Source organism: Dechloromonas denitrificans (assembly GCF_001551835.1).
In the GTDB taxonomy this organism is placed as follows: domain Bacteria; phylum Pseudomonadota; class Gammaproteobacteria; order Burkholderiales; family Rhodocyclaceae; genus Azonexus; species Azonexus denitrificans.
In genome coordinates, this window is sequence record NZ_LODL01000035.1 from 680,012 (window position 1) to 703,761 (window position 23,750).

General features: G+C 63.3%; 24 protein-coding genes. 22 read left to right on the plus strand and 2 right to left on the minus strand.

The genetic code is table 11. From position 1 onward, the window contains the following. Positions 1-17: 17 nt before the first annotated feature. Both AT959_RS20720 and AT959_RS18075 read right to left on the minus strand, forming a co-directional pair. Positions 18-323, minus strand: coding sequence for a high-potential iron-sulfur protein (locus AT959_RS20720; RefSeq protein WP_083518476.1), 306 nt, complete (start codon positions 321-323; stop codon positions 18-20). Positions 324-528: 205 nt separating this feature from the next. After that, on the minus strand, positions 529-1,092 hold the full coding sequence (locus tag AT959_RS18075) for a YkgJ family cysteine cluster protein (RefSeq protein WP_066886230.1): 564 nt from the start codon (positions 1,090-1,092) through the stop codon (positions 529-531). A gap of 284 nt (positions 1,093-1,376) precedes the next feature. Here AT959_RS18075 and AT959_RS18080 point away from each other — a divergent pair, with 284 nt between their 5' ends. The 22 genes from AT959_RS18080 to AT959_RS18185 all read left to right on the plus strand — a co-directional run bounded on the left by AT959_RS18080 (position 1,377) and on the right by AT959_RS18185 (position 23,735). After that, the gene (locus AT959_RS18080) at positions 1,377-1,643 is read left to right on the plus strand and encodes a phenol hydroxylase subunit (protein WP_066886233.1); all 267 of its coding nucleotides are present in this window, start codon (positions 1,377-1,379) and stop codon (positions 1,641-1,643) included. Between the two features lie 60 nt (positions 1,644-1,703). Continuing rightward, complete coding sequence (locus AT959_RS18085) at positions 1,704-2,696, plus strand: ferritin family protein (protein ID WP_066886236.1); 993 nt, start codon at positions 1,704-1,706, stop codon at positions 2,694-2,696. A 10-nt stretch (positions 2,697-2,706) separates the two neighbouring features. Next, positions 2,707-2,976, plus strand: a complete 270-nt coding sequence (locus tag AT959_RS18090; protein ID WP_066886238.1) for an MmoB/DmpM family protein — start codon at positions 2,707-2,709, stop codon at positions 2,974-2,976. Between the two features lie 25 nt (positions 2,977-3,001). Next, the gene (locus tag AT959_RS18095) at positions 3,002-4,546 is read left to right on the plus strand and encodes a YHS domain-containing protein (protein WP_066886240.1); all 1,545 of its coding nucleotides are present in this window, start codon (positions 3,002-3,004) and stop codon (positions 4,544-4,546) included. Between the two features lie 10 nt (positions 4,547-4,556). Further along, positions 4,557-4,919 carry a phenol hydroxylase subunit P4 gene (locus AT959_RS18100; RefSeq protein ID WP_066886243.1) on the plus strand — a complete coding sequence of 121 codons (363 nt, stop codon included), beginning with the start codon at positions 4,557-4,559 and terminating at the stop codon, positions 4,917-4,919. Positions 4,920-4,984: 65 nt separating this feature from the next. After that, positions 4,985-6,046: an NADH:ubiquinone reductase (Na(+)-transporting) subunit F gene (locus AT959_RS18105; RefSeq protein ID WP_066886245.1), complete on the plus strand. Its 1,062-nt coding sequence runs from the start codon at positions 4,985-4,987 to the stop codon at positions 6,044-6,046. A 102-nt stretch (positions 6,047-6,148) separates the two neighbouring features. After that, entirely contained in the window at positions 6,149-7,297 is a 1,149-nt protein-coding gene (locus tag AT959_RS18110) for an ABC transporter substrate-binding protein (protein ID WP_066886248.1), read from the plus strand. 377 nt (positions 7,298-7,674) lie between these two features. Next, positions 7,675-8,673: a helix-turn-helix domain-containing protein gene (locus AT959_RS18115; RefSeq protein WP_083518478.1), complete on the plus strand. Its 999-nt coding sequence runs from the start codon at positions 7,675-7,677 to the stop codon at positions 8,671-8,673. A gap of 96 nt (positions 8,674-8,769) precedes the next feature. Then, positions 8,770-9,930: an amine dehydrogenase large subunit gene (locus tag AT959_RS18120; RefSeq protein ID WP_066886256.1), complete on the plus strand. Its 1,161-nt coding sequence runs from the start codon at positions 8,770-8,772 to the stop codon at positions 9,928-9,930. 1 nt (position 9,931) lies between these two features. Continuing rightward, the gene (locus tag AT959_RS18125) at positions 9,932-10,477 is read left to right on the plus strand and encodes a MauE/DoxX family redox-associated membrane protein (protein WP_066886259.1); all 546 of its coding nucleotides are present in this window, start codon (positions 9,932-9,934) and stop codon (positions 10,475-10,477) included. Next, positions 10,474-11,091, plus strand: a complete 618-nt coding sequence (gene mauD, locus AT959_RS18130; protein ID WP_066886262.1) for a methylamine dehydrogenase accessory protein MauD — start codon at positions 10,474-10,476, stop codon at positions 11,089-11,091. Before AT959_RS18125 ends, mauD begins: the two co-directional genes overlap by 4 nt. 3 nt (positions 11,092-11,094) lie before the next feature. Further along, positions 11,095-11,628 (plus strand): methylamine dehydrogenase light chain, encoded by a 534-nt coding sequence (locus tag AT959_RS18135; protein ID WP_066886265.1) that lies wholly within the window; start codon positions 11,095-11,097, stop codon positions 11,626-11,628. After that, positions 11,625-12,086 (plus strand): c-type cytochrome, encoded by a 462-nt coding sequence (locus AT959_RS18140; protein WP_066886268.1) that lies wholly within the window; start codon positions 11,625-11,627, stop codon positions 12,084-12,086. Before AT959_RS18135 ends, AT959_RS18140 begins: the two co-directional genes overlap by 4 nt. Positions 12,087-12,095: 9 nt before the next feature. Next, complete coding sequence (locus AT959_RS18145) at positions 12,096-12,536, plus strand: cytochrome c family protein (protein WP_066886271.1); 441 nt, start codon at positions 12,096-12,098, stop codon at positions 12,534-12,536. 132 nt (positions 12,537-12,668) lie between these two features. Further along, complete coding sequence (locus tag AT959_RS18150; RefSeq protein ID WP_066886274.1) at positions 12,669-13,784, plus strand: hypothetical protein; 1,116 nt, start codon at positions 12,669-12,671, stop codon at positions 13,782-13,784. A 151-nt stretch (positions 13,785-13,935) separates the two neighbouring features. Further along, complete coding sequence (locus tag AT959_RS18155) at positions 13,936-15,318, plus strand: DUF1329 domain-containing protein (protein ID WP_083518479.1); 1,383 nt, start codon at positions 13,936-13,938, stop codon at positions 15,316-15,318. A 35-nt stretch (positions 15,319-15,353) separates the two neighbouring features. Continuing rightward, on the plus strand, positions 15,354-16,982 hold the full coding sequence (locus AT959_RS18160; RefSeq protein WP_066886276.1) for a DUF1302 domain-containing protein: 1,629 nt from the start codon (positions 15,354-15,356) through the stop codon (positions 16,980-16,982). Positions 16,983-17,064: 82 nt separating this feature from the next. After that, entirely contained in the window at positions 17,065-19,458 is a 2,394-nt protein-coding gene (locus AT959_RS18165) for an efflux RND transporter permease subunit (RefSeq protein ID WP_066886279.1), read from the plus strand. 11 nt (positions 19,459-19,469) lie between these two features. Next, entirely contained in the window at positions 19,470-20,459 is a 990-nt protein-coding gene (locus AT959_RS18170) for a WD40/YVTN/BNR-like repeat-containing protein (protein ID WP_066886282.1), read from the plus strand. A 20-nt stretch (positions 20,460-20,479) separates the two neighbouring features. Further along, a complete protein-coding gene (locus tag AT959_RS18175; RefSeq protein ID WP_066886288.1) occupies positions 20,480-21,910 on the plus strand; it encodes an aldehyde dehydrogenase family protein in 1,431 nt (476 codons plus the stop codon). 80 nt (positions 21,911-21,990) lie between these two features. Further along, positions 21,991-22,521 carry a GNAT family N-acetyltransferase gene (locus AT959_RS18180; RefSeq protein WP_066886290.1) on the plus strand — a complete coding sequence of 177 codons (531 nt, stop codon included), beginning with the start codon at positions 21,991-21,993 and terminating at the stop codon, positions 22,519-22,521. Positions 22,522-22,715: 194 nt separating this feature from the next. Continuing rightward, the gene (locus tag AT959_RS18185) at positions 22,716-23,735 is read left to right on the plus strand and encodes a TRAP transporter substrate-binding protein (protein ID WP_066886293.1); all 1,020 of its coding nucleotides are present in this window, start codon (positions 22,716-22,718) and stop codon (positions 23,733-23,735) included. Positions 23,736-23,750: the final 15 nt, after the last annotated feature.

The following is a 23,750-nucleotide window of genomic DNA, read 5'->3' on the forward strand; positions in this document are numbered from 1 at the left end:
AATGGCTAGACCGCGCGTCAGCCTTTCTTGGCCCACAAGGTGCACCAGCCCTCTGGACTGATCTTCCCTTCGACCACTTTGCAGGTGTTCGATTCAGAAATGAAGTGCGTGCATAGGGCGCATTTTTGCTCACCCTTGGGTTTGGGTTGGTATTGCACGGTAGCCTGTGGCGTCTTTTTTGCCTGAGCGGGAGCATCTCCTGGCGCGGGTTTCGTGCTTTTCGTCGTGCTATCTGCAGCGAAGGCTGCCGGTACGCATAGCACGCAGCCAGTGGCCAGAGCGGCCCGGAAAACAGCGCGGCGCGATTCATTCATGTTGTCCATGATTCTCTCCTTCGCAAACCTCGATCGGGCTTCCAAATTAGCAGTGGGGATCACATGCCACCGTGCGCTAGCGCACAAAGTGATTGGAGATGGGCCGAATTTAGGTCGATTTGTCAAAGCAGCTGTTTAGCCAATGGGTTTGCCAATGGCCAGCATCGAAAGCGTCACCGGTCTTCGAGGATTTGAAGCGCCGGTGGTTTCCCGATTACGCCGGAGTGACAGTCCGACGGCTAGGTTTACGCCGGCCGCCTGCCCGCTTCACCGACAGCGTGACCATGAAAGGGAACTCCTCGTCGGCAGACTGAATGACGCGAAACTCCGGGCCGAGCGCGCGGGCCATCCAGGCAACCAGTGCCTTGAGGTCCACGGCTTCGCAGCGCAGGTCGGCGATCACGCTGCCCTGATCCTCGTATACCGGGAAGTCCGAGCACCCCTGCGGCTTGAGTTCCTGGCCGTAGATCTTGCACGAGCCACACGCATCGTCATAGGCGGGGCAGGGCTTGCTATGGATGTAGTAAAGCCCGTTGCCGGCCCGGATTTCCTCCGGGCCTTTGCCCGCGGCGAGCTGCTTGTCGAAGGCGGGGCGCGATTCGCCGAGATGCCAGAGCGTTTTGACCTGCTTCCATTCCAGTTCGAGGACGAGTGCATCGAGTCGGCAACAGGGCTTGGCGCATTCGGCGCAATGCGGGATGACGGCGGCAGCCTGGTAGGCCGCGGCTGCGGCGGCAAGTTCCTGGGCCAGGAAACGGCGGGAGTCCTTGGCGCTCATCGAAGGGCGGGCCGGGGCAGGGAGGTGGATGGTGGCAGATGGATCACGGGCAATGGATATCAGGGAGCGGAAATGGCGCGACTGGTGCGCGGGGCGATTCAGGACGAATCCTGAGCAACGACCAGTATACGACCGTGGGCTTGCCGCTGGTCGACGATCGACCGGGTTACGAAAAGTACAAGTCATTTCCCCAAACGTCCATTCATTAACATCTTAGTAAATGGTTTAATGTGCCTCATCAGAGAGCCGCTTTCGAGGCGGACAAAAAAGAGGAGCGAGACGACATGGCAAGCAGCAATTTCGACATCACGCGCAAGTTCGTGCGCGTCATGCGCACCCTGCCCAACGGCCTGATCGAATTCGAGTTCGCCGTTGGCGACCCGGATGTCGCGGTCGAGCTGGTCATGCCCAAGGCCGCCTTCGAAGAGTTTTGCGCGGCCAATCACGTCGAAGTGCTGACTGCGGCGAAAGCTGCCCCAGTCGATGCCGACGCGGCCGATGCCGATTTTCAATGGAACCTGCACCAGGCAACGCATCAGCGCTTCCGCTAAGGGTTTTTGGCTTTTAGCTGCGGTCGACCGCAGCGCATCTGTTTATTTGAGGAGACAAGCATGGCAATAGATTTGCGGACGGTCAGCATTACACCGCTGCGCCAGACCTTTGGCCACCTGGCGCGCCGCATGGGCGCCGACAAGCCGGCTTCGCGCTACATGGAAGCGACGATGGACCTGCAGCCGGTTGAAAACTATCACTATCGCCCGACCTGGGAACCGCAGTACGACATCTTCGATACGACCCGCACCAGTATCACGATGAAGGACTGGTATGCGCTGAAGGACCCGCGCCAGTACTACTACGGTGCCTGGACGCTGGCGCGCGGCAAGATGCAGGAAATCGCCGAAGGCGACTTCGATCTGGTCGATGAACTCGGTCTCGCCGCCGCCTATCCGGCCGCCGGCAAGGAAGAAGCCCTGCAGGTTTTCCTGCCGCTGCGCCACGTTGCCTGGGCCTCGAACCTGAACAAGGCCTACGTCTCTTCCTACGGCTACGGCATCGCCATTTCGCAGGCCGCCTGCTACGCCAGCATGGATCAGCTGGGCGTCGCCCAGTACGTGACCCGGCTCGGCATGGCCTTCAATGACCTCGACGCGCTGGCTACCGCCAAGACGGCCTGGCTCGAAGGGGCCGAGTGGCAGGAAATGCGCCGCTACGTCGAAGACCTGATGGTCGAGAAGGATTGGTTCCAGGTCCTGGTCGCCCAGGACTTCGCCCTCGAAGGCCTGCTCTATCCGCTGATCTACGAGCGCTTCAACGACAAGCTGAACGCCGCCTACAGCCCGGTGTTCTCGATGCTGACCCGCTTCCAGCGCGAATGGTTCGGCGAAACCACCAAGTGGCTGGACTCCATCCTGAAGACGACCGCCGCCGACAACGCCGACAACAAGGAACAACTCGCGGTGTGGATCAAGCACTGGCGCGCGCGGGCGATCAAGGCGGTGCAGCCGATCGCCGCCCTGGCCTTCGGCAGCGAAGCCGATGCCGTCATGGAAGAAGTCGTCCAGAACCTGAATGCCCGCGCCGCCAAGGCCGGGATCGCCCTGTAAAGGAAGCCGCATGTCCAACGCATTTATCGCATTCCAGAAGAACGACGACTCCCGCTGCATCATCGAGGCCATCCTCGACGACAACCCGGGGGCGATGGTCGATGACCAGCCGTCGATGGTGAAGATCGACGTCCCCAACCGCCTGGTCATCAAGCGCGAGACGGTCACCGAAAAGATGGGTCGCGAGTTCGACCTGCAGGAACTGCAACTGCACCTGATCACCATCTCCGGCAATCTGGACGAAACCGACGACGAATTTACCCTGACCTGGAATTCCTGATTCCGGCCGCCAAGGAGAGAACACCATGGATATGAAAGTTGCCAAGAAGCTCGGCCTCAAAGAGCGCTACGCCCTGATGACCCGGGATCTGGCCTGGGATACGACCTACCAGCCGATGGACAAGGTCTTTCCGCAGACCACCTACGAAGGCATCAAGATTCACGACTGGGACAAGTGGGAAGATCCGTTCCGCCTGACCATGGACGCCTACTGGAAGTATCAGTCGGAGAAGGAGCGCAAGCTGTACGCCATCCTCGACGGCTTCAACCAGAACAACGGCCACCTGTCGGTCACCGATGCCCGCTACATCAACGTCCTCAAGCTCTTCCTCGGTTCGACGCCGCCGCTGGAGCTGATGGCCGCCCGTGGTTTCTCGATGATGGGCCGCCAGATGAACGGCGCCGGTCCGCGCGTCGCTTGCCAGATGCAGGCCGTGGATGAATACCGCCACTTCCAGACCCAGATCCACTCGATCTCCAACTACAACAAGTACTACAACGGGATGGACGAGTTTGCCCATCAACAATCCCGCATGTGGTACCTGTCGGACGGCAAGTCCTTCTTCGACGATGCGATCACCGCCGGCCCCTTCGAATTCATGGTCGCCATCGGCTTCGCCTTCGAATACGTGCTGACCAACATCCTGTTCGTGCCCTTCATCTCCGGTGCCGCCTACAACGGCGACATGGCGGCGATGACCGTCGGCTTCTCGGCCCAGTCCGACGAAGCGCGCCACATGACGCTCGGCCTCGAATGCATAAAGTTCATGCTCGAGCAGGACCCGGACAACCTGCCCATCGTCCAGCGCTGGATCGACAAATGGACCTGGCGCGGTACGCGCAAGCTCGCCTCGGTCGGCATGATGATGGATTACATGCTCCCCAAGCGCATCATGAGCTTCAAGGAAGCCTGGGAAATGTACGTCGAGGAAAACGGCGGCGCGCTGTTCAAGGACCTCGCCCGTTACGGCATCACCATCCCGAAGTGCTTCGGTCAGACCATCGAGGAAAAGGAACACGTCACCCACCAGTCGTGGATCGGTTTCTACATGAAGCCGCAGGCGACGCCTTTCCACACCTGGATCCCGACGCCGGACGAAATGGACTGGCTGTCCGAGAAGTACCCGAACACCTTCGACAAGTACTACCGTCCGGTGCTTGAGCATCTCGACGCCCAGGAAAAGGCCGGCAACCGCTTCGACAACAAGACGGCGCCGATGAACTGCCAGGTCTGCGTCAGCACCATGAAGTTCAACGAGCCGGGCGATCCGATGGAAATGTGTTTCCGCGAGTCGATCTACCAGGGCGAGAAGTTCCATACCTGTTCGGATCACTGCAAGGAAATCTTCGACAACGAGCCGGAGAAGTACATCCAGACCTTCATCTCCTCGCACCAGGTGCTGCAGGGCAACTGTGAACCGGAAGGCACCGACGTCAATGCTGCCGACTTCAAGCCGGGCCAGAACATGCTCGACTACTGGAAGCTCGACAAGCGCGCCCTCGGCGACTTCAACGGCTCCGAGGACCAGAAGAACTTTGCCGCCTGGCGCGAACAAGCCACCAAGAACTAAGGAGACAGCCATGACGATGTTGAAAACCCTTGCTCCCTACGAGTTCAAGTCGCGCGACGCGGTCGAGAACTACAAGGGCCGCCAGTTGCTCTACGTGAACTGGGAACGTCACCGCATGTTCTCGCGTCCCTTCGTGCTGGCCCTGCCGCCGGAAACGCCGTTCTCGGTGATCATCGACCAGTACATGACCGAGTGCTTCAGCTACCACCCGGACTGGAAGCAGATCGACTGGAACACGGTCGTCTGGCAGAACGGCAACACGCCCTTCACGCCGGATCGCAACAAGAGCCTGAAAGAGAACGGCATCGGCCACAAGGACCTGATCCGTTTCCGGACGCCGGGCCTGGACGGTATTGCCGGTACCGGCTACTGATGGCCTGCCGGTCACCCCGCTGGTGGGGGTGACCGGCTAAGCATTCCCCACGGAGAGACAAGAACATGAGCTACGAACTGACCATCGAGCCGCTCGGCCGCAGCATCGAAGTCGAAGAAGGCCAGACCATCCTCGACGCCGCGCTGCGCGCCGGTATCTACCTGCCGCATGCCTGCGGTCAGGGCTACTGCGCCACCTGCAAGGTGTGCATCACCGACGGCGAAGTCGATCACCAGAATGCGTCGAGCTTCGCGCTGATGGACTACGAGCGCGAGGAAGGGCAGACCCTGGCCTGCTGCGCGACGCTGGAATCCGATACGGTGATCGAAGTCGAGATGGAAATCGACGAGGACGCGCGCGATATCCCGGTCAAGGATTTCCACGGCACGGTCAGCCGCATCGAGAACCTGACGCCGACTATCAAGGGCATCTGGCTCAAGCTTCCGAACGACGAGGTGCTCGACTTCCAGGCCGGCCAGTACATCAACCTGTACCTGCCGAACGACATGGGCCACCGCGCCTTTTCGCTGGCCAATGCACCGTCGGCCGGCAACGAGATCGAACTGAACATCCGCATCGTCCCCGGCGGCGTTGGCACGACCTGGATCCACAACGAACTGAAGGTCGGCGACCAGATCACGGTGTCCGGTCCCTATGGCCGTTTCTTCGTGCACAAGTCGGCCAACGTGCCGTCGCTATTCATGGCCGGCGGTTCCGGCCTGTCCAGCCCGCGCTCGATGATTCTCGAACTGCTCGAAACGGGCAGCGAACTGCCGATCACGCTGGTCTATGGCGCCCGCAACCAGGGCGAGCTGTACTACCACCAGGAATTCCTCGATCTGGCCGCGCAGTATCCGCACTTCACCTACGTGCCGGCCCTCAACGATGAGCCGGCCGACAGCGGCTGGGAAGGTTTCCGCGGCTTTGTTCATGAAGCGGCGAAGGCTCATTTCGACAACGATTTCCGCGGCAACAAGGCCTACCTGTGCGGCCCGCCGATCATGATCGAAGCCTGCATCACCGCCCTGATGCAGGGCCGACTGTTCGAGCGCGACATCTATACCGAGAAATTCTTCTCGGCCGCCGATGCGCAGCAGGTACGCAGCCCGCTGTTCAAGCGCGTCTGAACCGAAGCCCTCGGAAACCAGGCCCCGCTGGCGGTTGACCGCCGGTGGGGCGATTTTTTGCAGTGGCAGCGACATAAAAAAATGCCACGCAAGGAGACAGCAATGAAGAAAGCCATTTTCCGCTGGCTGGCCGGTCTCGGCCTGCTCGCCGGTGCCCTGGCCGCATCGGCGACGCAGTCGGTGCCGGGCGTGACGCCGAACGCGATCGTGCTCGGCCAGTCGGTCGTGTTGAGCGGGCCGATGGCCGAAGTCGGCCGGCAGTATGCCAAGGGTGTTGCGCTGGCGATCGCCGAGAGCAACCGCAAGGGCGGTATCCACGGCCGCCAGCTCGACCTGCAGACCCTCGACGATGCCTACGATCCGCAACGTGCCGAAAGCAATACCCGGCAGCTGATCGAGGAGCGGCAGGTATTTGCGCTATTCGGCTATGCCGGCACCGGCGCTACGATCGCCGGCCAGGCGCTGGCCGAGAAGGTCGGGGTGCCTCTGATCGCGCCGCTGACCGGGTCCGACGCGCTGCGCGAGAAGCCGGCGGCCAATCTGTTCTTCCTGCGCGCCAGCTACGGCGACGAGATGGATCGGATCGTCGAGCACCAGGCGACGCTGGGCATTAACCGGATCGCGCTGGTCTATCAGGACGATCCCTTCGGCCGCGCGGCGCGGCGCAGCTTCGAGGAGGCGATGCACCGCCAGCGCCTGGCACCGGTCGCCATTGCCAGCGTCGACCCGCAGGCGATCGACGTCGCCCCGGCCCTCGCTGAAATCGGGCGCAGCCAGCCGATGGCGATCGTGCTCGGCACCACCGGCAAGGTATCGGCAGTCCTGCTCAAGGGCCTCGGCCAGGGCGGCCAGCGGCCGTCGATCTTTGGCCTCTCGGTGCTCAGCCCGGCACTATTGCGCAGCGAGCTGAAGAGCGGGGTCGGCGGCATCGTCATGAGCCAGGTCGTGCCCTCGCCGTGGAACACCAAGTACGCCATCGTTCGCCAGTACCGGGCGGCGCTCGCTGCCAGCGCCAATCCGGCCGACATCCATCACGCCTTGATCGAAGGCTACATCGCCGGCCGCGTGCTGATCGAGGGGCTGCGCCGGGCCGGCAAGGAACCGACCCGTGCCGGACTGGTCAGTGCGCTGGGCGGGCTGCACAAATTCGATCTCGGCGATTTCATCGTCGATTACGGCAATCGCCGCCACGCCGGCTCCAGTCTTGTCGAGCTGTCGATCCTGCGGCACGACGGCAGCTTCGCCAACTGATTCCGATCACCTCTCCGCCACTCCGTCACACGGGTGGTTTGATGGCCGCGTAAATCGCGGCCTTTTTTTGCTGACCGCCGCGCCCCGCGGCTGGGTGATGCTCCCCGTTTTGGTGCCTTGGCGACAGTTGACCGCCGGTGTTTCATTCCTGCCTCGTCTCCGCCCGATTTTGAAAAAAACCTTGTTCGTCAGTCGCTTGTCGATCCCGCCCTGATCCCGTTCGGGTTTTTTCGGCCCGCCTGGCGGCTTGGGCCGAATTTTTGCTTTTCAGGAATATTCATTGGCACAGCGAATTTATCGGGAAACGCTATTGACGGTTCCCGTTGATTCACTAATATGTTAATAGTTGCATTAAACGAAATTCACGGGGGCGGCAAATGAACATGGTGATGGAATCCGTAGTGGGTCACGGCGCCGTCCATCGCCGTACCCGGCAGAATGCCGACGTCGATCTGCAGGCCTCGGCACTGATCTACGAACGCTGGGGCCAACGCTACGATCAACTTTCGGCGGGGCGTTTCGACGGCTCGCTGCACGAAATCCAGTTGCCGGCCTTTACCCTGTTGCGTGAAACCAGCAATCGCGTGTTGCTGCAAAAGGGCTGCACGCCCGATGGGGTCTTCGCCATCGGCTCGGTGATGAGCCTCGCCGAGCATGGCTACCATTGCGGCGAGATCATGCGGCATCGCTCGGCGGCCTTGCTCGACCCGAAAACCGAGTTCGAAATCCGGACGCCGGAGAGCTTCGACCTGGTCGCAGCCGTGTTCACGCCGCAGGAACTGTGCGCCAATCTCGACGATTCGACGATCGACCATCGCGAACTCGAACTCGACCTGCTGCGCAGTTCGAAAACGATCGATTCGACCTATTCCGAGGCGCTGGCCGATTTTCTGCTGCGCGCCTTCGAAACCAGCCAGGAATCGCCGGAGCGTCTGTTCATCCCCTCCAACCAGAAGCAGCTGGCCGAAGAGTTCTATGCGCTGATCAGCGAAACGGTCAGCGCCGGGCAGGGCAACCAGGCGCGCTCGGTGTGCCCGAATCGGGAGCGGGTCACCCGCCGGGTGCGCGCTTTTCTCGACGCCAACCCGGAGTCGGCGCTGAGCATCACCGATATCTGCGACGAGGTCGGTGTGACGCGGCGCACCCTGCAGAACGCCATTCAGGAAGTGTTCGGCATTTCGCCGCAGCATTACCTGAAAGCCATCCGCCTGAACGGTTTCCGGCGCGCCCTGAAGGCCTGTGCGCCGGGCCGCGAGTCGATCGGCGACGTCGCGGCGCGCTGGGGTTTCTGGCATTTGTCGCAACTGGCCCAGGACTATCGCCGCCTGTTCGGCGAACTGCCGTCGCAGACGCGGGAGCGCTGCCTCAACGCCTGAACGGCGTAGTTTTTTTGCCAATTCTTGATACGCCTCAAAGGAGGCTTTCCAAGATACTGAACTCGCATTCTCAACAGAGTCGAGCGAGGTCAGAAGATGCAGAAAAAGAAAAAACTGATCGCTTTGCTGGTGCTGGCAGGTTTGGCATCGGGCATGGCGATTGGCGAACCCAGACGGCCCCCGCCGTTACCCGAAGAAGAAATCAAGGTCGAGCGGCTGGCGCCGGCTGACGGCAACCGGCTGTACGTGGTCGACCCCGCCTTCGGCCACATGGTGGATGGCCGGACACACGTGCTGGACGGCAAGAGCGGCCGTTTTCTGGGCATGATCGGCACCGGTTTCGGTTCGCTGATGCTGCCGTCGAAGGATGGCCGCAGCCTGTATCAGGTCACCACCTATTACCCACGCCTTTCCCGCGGTCAACGGACCGATGTCGTCGAAATCCACGACACGCAGACGCTGGTGCTGAAGGGCGAGATCGATATTCCGCCACGGCGGGCGCAGAGCATTTCCTATCGCGGCATGCTGGCGACCAGTGCCGACGGCCGCTTCCTTTACATCCAGAACGCGACGCCCGCCACCTCGGTAGGCATTGTCGATCTGGTGGCCGGCAAGTTCGTCGCCGAGGTCCAGACACCCGGTTGCTGGTCGATTCAGGCCTGGCAGCAGGGCTATCGTTTCTCGGCGATTTGCGGCGACGGCACCTTGTTGACGGTGACGCTGGACGAGGCCGGGCAGGCCAAGTCGCGCGAGCGCAGCGCACCGTTCTTCGATCCGGACAAGGACCCGATCTTCATCCATCCGGAAATCGTTGGCGACGAACGCTACTTCGTTTCCTACAACGGCAATGTGTACAAGGTCGGCCTGGCCGGCGAAACGCCGCACTTCGAGGCGCCCTGGTCGCTGCTCGACCAGGCCGACCGCAAGCGCAACTGGCGGCCAGGCGGCCTGCAGATCAGTGCGCTGCATCGCGCCAGCGGCACCTTCTTCGTCAATATGCACGACAAGGGGGCGGAAGGGACGCACAAGAACCCGTCGAAGGAAATCTGGGCCGTCGACCTGCAAAGCCGCAAGCGCCTCGCCCGGATTGCCTCCAACCAGTCGATTTCGGTCGCCGTCAGCCAGGGTGCCGAGCCGCTGCTCTATGGCCTGAGCCACGACGGCAAGGTGCAGGTGCGCCGGGTGGCGCCGGGCTACCCGGTACTGCGCGACATCGCCGGCATCGGCGAAACGCCGATGTTCATGGAGGTGAACTGAGATGCAGGCCAGTCAGTTCATTTTCGACCCGGTCATCCTGCACGGCGTCAGCGCCGCCCTGAGCATCATCCTGATCCTCGGCGCGCTGACCAAGCTGCGCGATATCGAACTGTTCCGCTACGCCGTCGAGAACTATCGCCTGCTGCCGGCGCCAACGGTGCTGCCCTTTGCCTGGGGCTTCGCGCTGGCCGAATTGCTGGCCGGCCTCGGCCTCGTCGTCGAGCCGCTCCAGTTCTGGGCCGCTTTGCTCGGCCTCGGCGTCATGGCGGTGGCAACCGGCGGGGTGGCGATCAGCCTGCGCCGTGGCCTCGACCGCATCGAATGCGGTTGTGGTGGCAGCGGCCAGCGCATCTCGTGGGGCCTGGTTGCCCGCAACGCGGTGCTCGCCGCGGCCATTGCCCTCGCTGCCGGCGATGAAGCGGCCCGCCCGCTCGCCGCCTTCGATTATTTCAGCGTCGCCGCCATCGCCCTCGCGCTGCTCGCCCTCTATGCCTGCGCCAACCAGTTGTTGGCCAATCAACCGTTTTTGAAGGAGATCCACTCATGATCGATCCCATGCTGATTTCTATCGTTGCCCTGTGGCTGCTGGTCATTGCCCTGGGCGTCTGCGTCATCGCGCTGTCCCGCCAGATCGGCATTCTCTACGAGCGCGTCGCGCCGATGGGGGCGCTGATGATGGACCACGGGCCGAAGGTCGGCGAACTGGCACCGCCGGTCGAAGTGACGACCTGGGAAGGCCGCGCCCTGACCCTGGGCGCCGGCATGACGAAAAGCACGCTGATCTTCTTCCTGTCGCCGACCTGCCCAGTGTGCAAGAAGCTGCTGCCGATCATTCGCTCGGTCCAGGCCCGCGAAGGGCAGTGGCTGGATGTCGTGCTCGCCTCCGACGGTGAACGCAGCGAACATGCCGCTTTTTACGCCAAGTACCAGCTGGCCGATTTCCCCTACGTGCTGTCGCAGCCACTGGGCATGACCTACAAGATTTCTAAGCTGCCTTACTGCGTGCTGCTCGACGCGGCCGGCGCCGTCCGCGCCAAGGGCCTGGTCAATTCCCGTGAGCAGGTCGAAAGCCTGTTGAGCGCCTTCGAACACGGCGTCGCCTCGGTGCAGGAACATCTCGACCGCAGCCTGGCGGTGCCCGCCATCCTCGGAAAGGGCTGAACCATGAATTTCCTCAAACTGTTCGACAGCCTGGCCGAGCGCAGTACGCGCGGCGTCGCCCAGCGCTCCGGGCGGCGCGGCTTCCTGGTCGGCGTCAGCAAGGTACTGGTCGCCAGCGCCTTCGTGGTGCCGGTGCTGCCCTTCGACCGCACCGTGCAGGCAGCCGGCAAGCCGGCGCCGAAGAAGGAACCGACCGATACCGATTGCGATTACTGGCGTTACTGCAGCGTCGATGGCTTTCTCTGTTCCTGCTGCGGCGGCACGATGACGACCTGCCCGCCGGGCACGACGCCGTCGGCCGTGTCCTGGGTCGGGACCTGCCACAACCCGGCCGACGGCCGCGACTATTTGGTCAGCTACAACGACTGCTGCGGCCGGACGACCTGCGGCCGCTGCGGCTGCAACACCAATATCCGCGAGCGGGCCGGCTACCGGCTCGGTGTCCATAACGACATCAACTGGTGCATGGCCAACCAGAGCAGCCTCTACCATTGCACGGTGTCGGTCATTGTCGGCCTGGAAGAGGGGCAGTCATGATGCGACGCGCGGTTTTTGCCCTTTTTCTGCCGTTCACCGCAGGAGTCGCCTTGGCCGAGGACGGCAAGGCGATCTACGATGCCCACTGCGCCGCCTGCCATCAGCCGGATGGCGGCGGCGCGCTCGGCCTGGCGCCGCCGCTGCAGGGCACGCTCGGCAAGCGGCTGGCGACGCCGGCTGGCCGCCAGTACGTGCCGGGCGTCGTGCTCAGCGGGCTGGCCGGCAAGCTGGTCTCGAAGGGCGTCACCTACACCGGCGTCATGCCCTCCTGGCAGCAGCTTTCCGATGCCGAACTGGCCGCCGTCGTCAATCACGTGCTGACCACCTTCAACACTGCCGAACTGCCGCCCGGCCACCAGCCGCTGAGCGCCGAGACCTTCACCCAGTTGCGCGAGAAGAAGCCGACGGCCAAGGATCTACGGGCCTGGCGGGCCGAATCCGAGCCCAAGTCCGAGTAAGGAGAGAAGATGCGCGCCCCGAACATCCTTGGCCGTGGCCTGCTCCTGCTCGCCCTGGCCTGCGCGATCAGCGGCCCGGCCCGGGCCGACGCCGCGAAAAAGAACTACCGCCTGCACTGCATGGGCTGCCACCAGGCCGACGGCAGCGGTTCGCCGGACAACGGCATCCCCAGCATGCGCGACGAGGTCGGCCATTTCCTGGCCGTGCCCGGCGGCCGGGCCTACCTGTCGCAGGTGCCGGGCACGTTGAATACGCCGCTCAGCGACGGTGAAACGGCGGAGTTGCTGAACTGGGTGTTGCTCAATATCGGGCGGCAGAGCACGCCGGCCGACTTCCGGCGGTACACGGCGGTGGATGTCAAAAACTACCGAGCCTCGATTCCCGAGGATATTCCCGGGATGCGCGTCAAGTTGCTGGAGCAGATGGCAGCGGGCAAAAAAGCCGATTGAGCCTGAGCCGCCGGCGGCGAACCCGGGGGCGGGGCGCCGCCGTTTTTATAGGCAAATTACAAACATATTCGTGAATCTGCCGGCGCGGCCTGGAGCGGTTCGGGCGGCGCACGTCTGGAGAGGGTTAAAAAAATGTCAAACAATGATGCGGTTTCCTTGCGCACCGGCGGGCTTGCCGCCGGCGTGGTGATCGTCGGCGCGCTCGCGCTGTCGGCGGCGCTGGCGCCGGATTTCCTGATCGGCTGGGCGACGCTGGGCCTGGTTGCGATGGTGCCGACGCAGATCGTGATCAGCCTGGTCTGGCAGAGCGCCTATCCGAAATTCATCGCCAATCTGCCGCAGCCGTGGCGGGGCCTCGGCTTCATGCTGCTCAATGGCCTGCTCGGCGGGGCGATCGGCTATGTGGCCTGGGCCGTGGTCGGCGGCGGCAGCGCGCCGCCGACGCCGTTCGTCAACATGTACCTGATCTTCGCCGTGCCGGTCATGCTGTTTCTGGTCATTCCGCTGCAGGCCTGGCCGTGCAGCCGTTTCTGCCGGTCGCCGGGCAGCCTCGGGGCCGCCTTGATCGTCAGCGCCTATGGCCTGGCCTACCTGCTGTTCCGGCTGCTCTTCAACTTCGATTTCATGGCCGACGCCCCGTTTTATGCGGTCGACCTCGATCCGCAGGGCCTTTTCATGGCCTGGCAGCCGCTGGTGCTCAGTATCGCGGCGGTGGTACCGATGCTCGCCCTGGTGCTTTTCGATTTCTGGCCGATCAGCGTCCTGGCCGGGCGTTATCCGGCACTCGCCCGGCAACCGCTGAGCGGCCTGCTGGCCAGCGTGCTGGTCGCCGGCGTCACGCTGGCGTTGTGGGGCTATTGCGTCGAGCTGCTGGCGATGGACATCGTGCTCTTCATGGTCCGTGTCTGCGTCACGCTGAATTTCGGCTTCTTCATCATCCTCGTCATGTTCGAGGGCATGCCCAGCCTTCGCCTGCCGCAGCCGTGGCGCGGGCTGCTGCTCTGCCTGCTCGGCGGCGGCCTGGCCATGCTGATGCTGTTCATCTACCAGCTGGTGGCGGTCGGGCGCTTTGCGCTGCCTTCGGGCGGCCCCGGCTATCCGCTGGAACTGTGGCTGGCCTCGGCCATGCTGGCCGTGAGCTTTCCGGCGATGGTGGCCTTTGCCGGCTATTTCCAGTTCTGGCCGATGGCCCGGCGTGCGGCGCCGGCGGCCAAGGACGATACCGGAAATGACAAGCGCGTTTCCTGACACAGATCTGACGCTGGTTCCGTGATCCAAATCAAGAAAACTTGCCGATTTTTGATAACGGGCAGCGGCCGCCGATTTCTACACTCAAGTCACCAATAGGCAGTTCGGGTTCGGCGAGAGGTCGTTCCCTTCACCCAACAAGGAGGTTCAAATGATTCAGATGCGTAAAGTGGGCGTGGTCCTGGCTGCCGCCTTCGCAGTCAGCGGCGGGGCGTATGCTGCAACCGATGCCGAAGCGGCCAAGCTGGGCAAGGAGCTGACCCCGGTCGGCGCCGAAAAGGGTGCCAACAAGGATGGCTCGATTCCGGCCTGGGCCGGGACCGAAGCACCGAATGCCGGCTGGAGCTACGGCAAGAGCCGCGCCGAGTTCTGGAAGCACCATGACGACAAGGCGCTCTACTCGATCGATGCCGGCAATGTCGACAAGTACGCCGAGAAGCTGTCGCCGGGCCAGATCCAGCTACTGAAGCAGAGCAAGGGCTACAAGATGGAGGTCTATCCGTCGCGCCGGACTTGCGGCAACCCCGATTTCGTCGTCGAAAACACCAAGAAGAATGCGACCAGCGCCAAGCTCGGCCCCGATGGCTGGAGCCTGAAAGAGGCGACCGTGCCGGGCGTGCCCTTCCCGATTCCGAAGAGCGGCACCGAGGTGATGTGGAACGCCAAGATGAAGTATGCCGGCGTCGGCTTCGAGTTCCCGACCTTGCACACCGCGCTGTCGCCGCGCCAGGGGGGGAGCGAATGGATCGATGCGACTTCGACCCAGACCTATTTCTTCCCGTGGGGCAAGAAGGGTTCGACCCAGTTGTCGTCGCTGCCGCCGGTCGAGTATTTCACCTTCTTCTCCTACAAGTCGCCGACGGCGCTGGCCGGCCAGTCGCTGGCGATTACCAACTTCCTCGACAAGACCAACGAGGTCTTCTACTACTTCCCGGGTCAGCGCCGCGTGCGCCGCATGCCGACCTACGCCTACGACGCGCCGCAGATCGGCTTCGAGAACCAGTACACGATGGACGAGCCGCGCATGTTCAACGGCACCATTGAGCGTTTCGACTGGAAGCTGGTCGGCAAGAAGGAACTGATCGTCGGCTACAACGCTTTCGGCATGTACGACCCCAAGGTCGGTTTCAATGATGTCGCCAAGAACGAAGGCCTGAGCAGCGCCAACCGCCGCTATGAAACGCACCGCGTCTGGGTCGTCGAAGCGACCGTCAAGCCGGGCGTTCGCCACGTCGCACCGAAGCGCACCTTCTACATCGACGAAGACAGCTGGGCGATTGTCGTGGCCGAGGATTACGACGCCCAGGGCAAGCTGTGGAAGGTTCGCGAAGGCTTCGTCATCCCGGTCTATGAGACGGGCAGCTGCGACAACCCGGCCTTCGTTCAGCACAACCTGATCGACAACCGCTACCTGGTCGACCAGAGCTCGCTCGGCGGCGGCAAGGACATGCGCTGGTTCGTCGAAGCCAGCGATCCGAAGCTGAAGGAAGGTTTCTACACCTCCGAAAACCTGCGCGCGATCAGCGAACGTTGATCCGGCTGCCATAGAAAAACACGGAGGGTAAATCCATGACCAAGGTATTCAAGAAAACCATTCTGGCGGCACTGATCGGCTACGCGGGGAGCGCGGCCGCCTTCACTTTCGAGACCGAGAGCATTTCGGGCAGTTTCGATTCGACGGTCAGCTTCGGCGTCGGCGTGCGCGGCCAGGACCCATCCTGCAACCTCGTCGCCGCCGGGGCAAGCGGCAGCGGCGCGCCGACCGGCTGCACGACGACGGCCGGGGTCGGCGACCAGGGCAACATCAACTACAAGAAGGGCGACGCCTTCACGACCTATCTGAAAGGCACCCACGAGCTGTTGCTCAAGATGCCCGACGACTGGAAATTCATGGGCCGCTTCAGCTGGCTGCGCGACTTCTCGGCAACGCGGACGACCGATTTCGTCAGCGCGGCGACCGGCCCGAACGGCTATTCCGCCTCGCAGTCGGACGCCGCCCGCGACGATCTGGCGTTCAAGACCCGTCTGCTCGACCTCTGGGTCAGCAAGGAGTTTTCGCTCGGCGAACAGCGGGCTCGGGTCCGCGCCGGTAACCAGGTGATCAGCTGGGGCGAGAGCATGTTCCTGCCCGGCGGTATCAACCAGACCAATTCGCTCGACATCATGCGGCTGTCGCAGCCGGGCACGCAGTTGAAGGAAGTCTTCCTGCCGGCGCCGATCGTCAGCTTCGCCACCGGGCTGGGCAACGGCTTCAACGTCGAGGCCTACTACCAGGCCAAATGGGACGACAGCTATTTCCCGCCGACCGGCAGCTACTGGTCGCAGCTCAACGGCCTGGGCAAGGGCGATACCGCCTACGGCATCCCCAAGCGCGACGCCAAGGATCAGGGCCAGTACGGCGCGGCGCTGCGCTGGCAGCCGTCCGGCACCCAGCTCAATCTCGGGGTTTACGCGATGGCCTACCACGACAAGGTGCCGCAACTGAGCTTCGCCAACGGGCCGGAATGGGTCTTCGCCGAGGATCGCCGCCTGTACGGCATTTCCGCCAACATGCCGCTCGGCGACTGGGCGGTCGGTACCGAACTGTCCTACCGGCCGAAGGATGCCGTTTCGCTCAACCCGAATGCCGACGGCTGTGCGGCCAACGGCGGGCGCTGCTGGGTGGATGAGAAGAAGTTCCAGTGGCACCTGACCGGCCTGCTCAGCATGACGCCGGGTGACTACGGCGGCATCCTGAAGCTGCTCGGCAACGCCTCGACCGCCACGCTGATGATCGAAGGCGTTGCCACCTACTATCCGAAACTAAAAAAGTTCTACAACGGCGAGCCGATTGCGGCCGGCGTCTGGGGCTGGGGCCAGGAATTCGACCTCGGCGGCACGGCCGAGGCGGTCGGCGACAAGTTGTCGGCCGGCTACAACCTCGACTTCAGCTGGGTGTACGACGGCAGCCTGATTCCCGGCTGGCAGGTCATTCCGGAAATCTACTTCTTCCACGCGGTCAGCGGGCGGACGCCGAATTCCTCGGCGCTGTTCATGGAAGGGGCGAAGTCGGCCAACTTCATGGTCAATTTCATCCAGAACCCGGCCAACTGGCAGCTCGGCGTCAATTACGCCAAGTTCTGGGGCGGCTCGCGCGTCTTCGACCAGCCCTACGCCGACCGCGATTTCTTCGGTGCTTACGTTTCGCGCAATTTCTGATGCTGTGAGGGGAGGGCGGTCGTTGATCGCCTTCCCAAAAAGCTAAATAACAACAGGCCTTACCCCCACGGAACAGCTGACCATGCTTAATTTATTCAGCGTCAATGATGTAGACCAGTACCTGACCCGGGCCCTCAAGGGGCTGGAGAATTTCTGCTTTCGCTTCCGCACGCCATTTTTGATCTGGCTTGCCGTGTTCACCGTCGGCATGGGCTACTTCGCATTGCAGTTGCGGATGGAAGCCGGTTTTGAAAAGCAGATGCCGACCGGCCACGAGTACATCGAGACCTTCCAGAAATACCGCAACGACGTACTCGGCGCCAATCGACTGAATGTCGTCGTCAAGGCGAAGAACGGCACGGTGTGGACGCAGGCCGGCCTGCAGCGCCTGTACGCCGTAACCCAGGCCGTCATCTACCTGCCCGGCGTCGACCGCCTGGGCGTGCAATCGCTATGGACGCCGAACAGCTTCGTCAATGAGATCACCGAGGAGGGCTTTCGCGCCGATCCGTTGATCCCGGGGACGGTGATGCCTGAGCAGCTCAATCCGGAAATCATCGCCGGCATCCAGCGTTCGGCCAGCCAGGGCGGCTTTGTCGGGACGCTGGTCTCGCGCGACCAGACCAGTGCGATGATCGTCGCCGAACTGGCCGAGGTGGACAAGGACGGCAACAAGATCGACTACGTCGCCTACGACAAGCTACTTGAAGAACTGCGCGGCAAGTACGAGGACGCCGATTTCGAGATCCAGATCATCGGCTTCGCCAAGCAGATCGGCGACATCGCCAACGGCGCCTCGGCGGTGCTCGAATTCTGCGCCGTCGCGCTGTTGCTGACCGCCGCTGCCGTGTACTGGTACTGCCACTCGCTGCGCTTCACGCTGCTGCCGGTGCTCTGTTCCTTCACCTCGCTGGTCTGGCAGTTCGGCGCCCTGCGCCTGCTCGGCTTCGGCCTCGATCCGCTGGCCGTGCTGGTACCTTTCCTGGTCTTCGCGATCGGCGTCTCGCACGGCGTGCAGCAGATCAACTTCATCGTCCGCGAACTGTCGCACGGCAAGACCACTGAAGAGGCCGCCCGGGCCAGCTTTTCCGGCCTGCTGATTCCCGGCGTGCTGGCCCTGGTCACCGCTTTCGTGTCCTTCATTACGCTGATCCTGATTCCGATCCCGATGGTGCGCGAACTGGCGATCACCGCCTCGCTCGGCGTCTTCTTCAAGATCACCACCAACCTGGCAATGCTGCCGATCGCCGCCTCCTATTTCACCTTCACCAAGGCCTATGCCGACAAGGCGATGCTCAAGCGCGAGAAGCGGGCGCGTTGGCTGCGCTCGCTGGCCCGCGTCGCCGAGCCGAAAAATGCGCTGGTCGTCATTGCGCTGACCACCGCCATTTTCGGTGTCGCCGTCTGGCAGAGCAGCGACCGGGTGATCGGCACGCTGCAGCCGGGGGCGCCGGAATTGCGCCCCGAGGCCCGCTTCAACCGCGATGCGGTGGCCATCTCCGAAGCCTACGACACCGGCCTCGACTGGCTGACCGTGGTTTTCGAGGCGGCGCCGGATTCCTGCGAGAACGTCGCGCTCGGTATCTACCAGGACAAGTTCGTCTGGGATCTGCAGCACACCGAGGGCGTGCTTTCGGCCAGCTCCTACGCCGGCCAGTTGCGGACCTACAACGAGGGCTACAACGAAGGCAACCCGAAGATGGGGGCGATTCCGATCGACCCGGGCAACTACGCGGCGCTGAGTACCGAGGTCGGCCGCATGCGCGGCTACATGAAGAAGGATTGCAGCATGACGGCGGTGCACCTGTTCCTGACCGACCACAAGGCGACGACGATCAATCGCGTCATCGACCAGGTCAAGACCTTCCGCGCCGAAAACAAGCTGGACGGGGTCACCATCCGACTCGCCTCCGGCAACGCCGGCGTGCTGGCGGCGGTCAATGACGAAGTCGAACACAGCGAATGGCCGATGATGCTCTACGTCTATGCCGCCATCGTCATCCTGGTTGCGCTGGTGTACCGCGATTTCCGGGCGGTTTTGGCCTGCTGCCTGCCGTTGACCGTCGGCACCTTCATCGGCTACTGGTTCATGAAGGAACTGCAGATCGGCCTGACCGTCGCCACCCTGCCGGTGATGGTGCTCGCCGTCGGCATCGGCGTCGATTACGCCTTCTACATCTACAACCGCCTGCAGATGCACATGGCGCATGGCGAGAACATCGTCAAGGCGCTCGAACATTCGATCCTCGAAGTCGGCACGGCGACCATCTTCACCGCCATCACGCTGGCCATCGGCGTCGCCACCTGGGCTTTCTCGGACCTCAAGTTCCAGGCCGACATGGGCAAGCTGCTCGCCTTCATGTTCATGGTCAACATGGTGATGGCGATGACGGCGCTGCCGGCCTTCGCGGTCTGGCTGGAAAAGCTCTTCCCGCGCAAGACGCCGGTGCGCGCCCCGGGCATCCTTAATCACTGATCGGACGAACCATGTTTTCTGCCAACGCAAAATTCCGTCTCGGCCTGCTCAGTCTGGCCCTCTGTTCGACGCTGGCCTGGGCCCAAACGCCGGGCGCGCCGGTGAACCTGACGGCGCAGCCGGCCAAAGTAAACGCCGCCGCGACCAGCGCGCCTATCCTTGGCGCGGCACTGGCCGGCCAGCGCATCGTCGCCGTCGGCGACTACGGCACCGTGCTGCTCTCCGACGATGCCGGCCAGTCCTTCCGCCAGTCGGCCAAGGTGCCGCTGTCCTCGACCTTGACCGCCGTCAGCTTCGCCGACGCCAAGCAGGGCTGGGCGGTCGGCCACTGGGGGGCCATCCTGCATACGACGGATGGCGGCGAGTCGTGGGCGATCCAGCGCCTCGACACGCAGGAGGATCGGCCGCTGTTCTCGGTGCATTTCTTCAATGCCCGCGACGGGGTGGCCGTCGGTTTGTGGTCGCTGGTGTTGCTGACCAGCGACGGCGGCAAGAGCTGGACGCCGAGCGAGCTGCCGGCGCCGCCGGAAGGCGGCAAGGGCGACCGCAACCTGTTCAAGGCCTTCGTTTCGGCCAAGGGCAGCCTGTTCGTCGCCGCCGAGCGCGGCGCCGTGCTGCGCAGCGACGACCACGGCCATAGTTGGCGTTACCTGATGACCGGCTATAAGGGCTCGTTCTGGTCGGGCGTTGGCCTAGCCGACGGCACGCTGCTGGTCGGCGGCCTGCGCGGCACGATCTACCGCAGCGGCGATGACGGCCATTCCTGGCAGGCCGTGAACAGCGGCGTCAAGAGTTCGCTGACCGATCTGCTGGCGGTCGGCGACAAGGTGGTCGGCGTCGGGCTCGACGGCGTCCAGGTGGATAGCGCCGACCGCGGCTCCAGCTTCAGCTGGACCCAGCGCGACGACCGCCTGTCGCTGACCGCGGTCGCCGCAGCCGGCAACGGCAAGCTGCAGCGTTTTTCCAAGCGCGGTGTCGTCAGCGACGGCGCCGGCAAATAACAATGATACGAGGAGACAAGATGAAAACTATCGCCATGCTGATCGACGGCCAGCCGGTCACCACGCCCGCCACTTTCGAGGTCATCAACCCGGCCACCGGTGCCGCCTTTGCCCGGGTCGCCGCCGGTACTGTCGCGCACGTCGATGCTGCGGTCGACGCTGCACAAAGGGCATTTTCCGGCTGGAGCCGGACCAGCGATGCCGAGCGCCAGCGCCTGCTGCACGCACTGGCCGATGCACTGGCCGCCGACATGCCGGAACTGATGGCGCTGGTCACCCAGGAAACCGGCAAGCCGCTGAACGGCCTGAACGGTGTCGGCGCCGGCATGGAAGTCGGCGGTTCGATTGCCTGGACGCAGGTCACCGCCAACCTGGACCTGCCAGTCGAAGTGCTGCAGGACAACGCCGAGGCCCGTGTCGAAGTGCATCGCAAGCCGCTCGGCGTGGTCGGTTCGATCACCCCGTGGAACTGGCCGCTGATGATCGCCATCTGGCACGTCATCCCGGCCTTGCGGGCCGGCAATACGGTGGTCCTCAAGCCTTCCGAGCTGACGCCGGTGGCGACGGCGCGTTTCGTCGAACTGGCCAACGCCATCCTGCCGCCCGGCGTCCTCAACCTGGTCACCGGCGCCGCTGGCGCCGAGGTCGGGCCGGCCATGGCCAGCCATCCAGGGATCGCCAAGATCGTTTTCACCGGATCGACCGCCACCGGGCGCAAGATCATGGCGGCCGGGGCGGGCAATCTGAAGCGCCTGACCCTGGAACTGGGCGGCAACGATGCCGGCATCGTGCTGCCCGATGTCGACGTCAAGGCCGTGGCGCCCAAGCTGTTCGGCGTCGCCTTCCACAACAACGGCCAGACCTGCGCCTGCCTGAAACGGCTCTACGTGCATGACAGCATCTACGAGGAGCTGTGTGCCGAACTAGCCGCTATCGCGCAGAAGACGGTGGTCGGCGACGGCATGCAGGCGGACAGCCAACTCGGCCCGATCCAGAACGCCATGCAACTGGCCAAGGTCGAAGAAATCGCCGCCGACGCCCGCGCCCAGGGCGGTCGTTTCCTGTGTGGCGGCCAGCGCCGGGCCGGGCCGGGTTATTTCTACGAGCCGACCATCGTCGCTGATCTGAGCGACGGCACGCGCCTGGTCGATGAAGAACCTTTCGGGCCGATCCTGCCGGTCATCCGCTACAGCGACATCGACGAAGTGATCGCCCGCGCCAACCATAATCCGAATGGTCTGGGCGGCTCGGTCTGGTCGTCCGATCCGGTCGCTGCCGCCGCCCTGGCGCTGCGTCTGGAGTGCGGCACGGCCTGGGTCAACGAGCACGGCGCGGTGCAGCCGGATGCACCGTTCGGCGGCGTCAAGCAGTCCGGCATCGGCGTCGAATTCGGCCGTCACGGGTTGGCCGAATTCACCTCGATCCAGACGCTCAAAATCATGAAGTCCTGAGCCGCTTCCCTTTTCTCCCTCCTCTGCGAGTTCACCGGCTGCCTTGTGCAGCCGGCTTTTTTCCCGGCATCATCCTCGACATGAAACATTTCGAAATTCCCCTGTACCTCGAATCGGAACGCCTGGTCCTGCGCATGTTTCGCGACAGCGACTGGCGCAGCATGCACGCCCACTATGCGAACCCCGAGTGCACCCGCTTCACGCTGGGCCGGGTGCTCAGCGAAGGCGAGAGCTGGCGGCAGACGGCAACCCTGGCCGGGCATTGGCTGCTGCACGGCTACGGGCCTTACGCGCTGGAGGAGAAGACGAGCGGGGCGCTGATCGGTGCCGCCGGCCTGTGGTATCCGGCGGATTTTCCGGAGCGTGAAATCAAGTGGGCCTTGCACCCCGACTGGTGGGGCAGGGGATACGCCAGCGAGGCGGCCCGTGCCGTTCAGCGCATGGCGCGGGCGGCCTATCCCGAGGCGCTGCCGCCGATCAGTTTTATCCATCGCGACAATCTGGCCTCGATCCGGGTGGCGCTGTCGGTCGGGGCGGTGCTGGAAAACGAAATCGATTTCCGCGGCGGCCGCTTTCAAATCTATCGCCACCCGTCGCCGCGCGCCGGCTGAGCGCTGGCCGATACAGGCAGCCGGCGGCCGCTAAGGGCCGTCCGGAATGCTGCGCTGCAGCAGCGATGGCGGGCAAAAAAGGACGGAAAAATTTTCTTCAAGTCTGTTGACTCACTAACATCGTAGTGATTTAATCGCTAACATATTAACGAAGATTGGGCTTCGGCCTTGTTTCCAAAAAAGAGGAGATAGACATGAACTACCGTAACTTCGCTGTTCTTGGTGCTCTGGTCGTTGCCCTGCCGGCGGCAGCCCAGGAAGTCACCTTCAAGATCGCCCACTTCCTGCCCTCGGCCGCGCCGACGCAGCAGAAGGTTCTGCAGCCGTGGTGCGAGGAAATGAAGAAGGAATCGAACGGCCGCATCGCCTGTCAGTTCTACCCGGCCATGCAACTCGGCGGCACGCCGGCCCAGCTGGTGGATCAGGTCAAGAACGGCGTCGCCGACGTGGTGTGGACCGGTCCGGGTTACTCGGCCGGCCGCTTCCCGGCGATTGAGGCGTTCGAGCTGCCCTTCATGGTCGCCGACGCGACGTCCAGTTCCAAGGCGCTCTGGAAGTTCTACCAGCAGAATGCGCAGCAGGAATTCGCTGCCTACAAGGTGCTGGCTTTCCATACCGATGGCGGCCAGGCGATTCATACCTCCAACAAGCAGGTCGCCGGTTTGACCGGTTTCTCCGGCATGAAGCTGCGTACCTCGACCCGGGTCGGTGCCAAGACGCTGGCCGCCCTCGGTGGTGCGCCGGTCGCCATGCCGCCGGCCCAGGTCACCGAAGCGATTGCCAAGGGTGTCGTCGATGGTTCGCTCGGCGCCTGGGAGCTGGTTTACCCGACCAAGCTTTCCGAAGTCACCAAGTTCCACGCCCAGCCGGCGGCTGGTGTTGCTCACCCGACGGCGACCGTGCTGACGGTATTGATGAACAAGCAGAAGTACGATGGCCTGCCGGCCGATCTGAAGGCCATCGTCGACAAGACGACCGGCGAAGCCATGGTCGGCAAGTTCGGTGCGATGTTTGACGAAGTGGCGGCCGATACCCGCAAGCGCATTGCTGCCCAGGGCAACAAGATCACCACCTTCAGCGCCATCGAGGTAACGGCGATGAAGCGCGCCACGGCCAGCGTCGAGGAAGAGTGGGCCAAGCAGGTTGGCGAAAAGGGTCTGGACGGCAAGAAGCTGATTGCTTCGGCCCGCGATCTGACCGGCACCAACAAGTAATACGTTTTTTCTGGA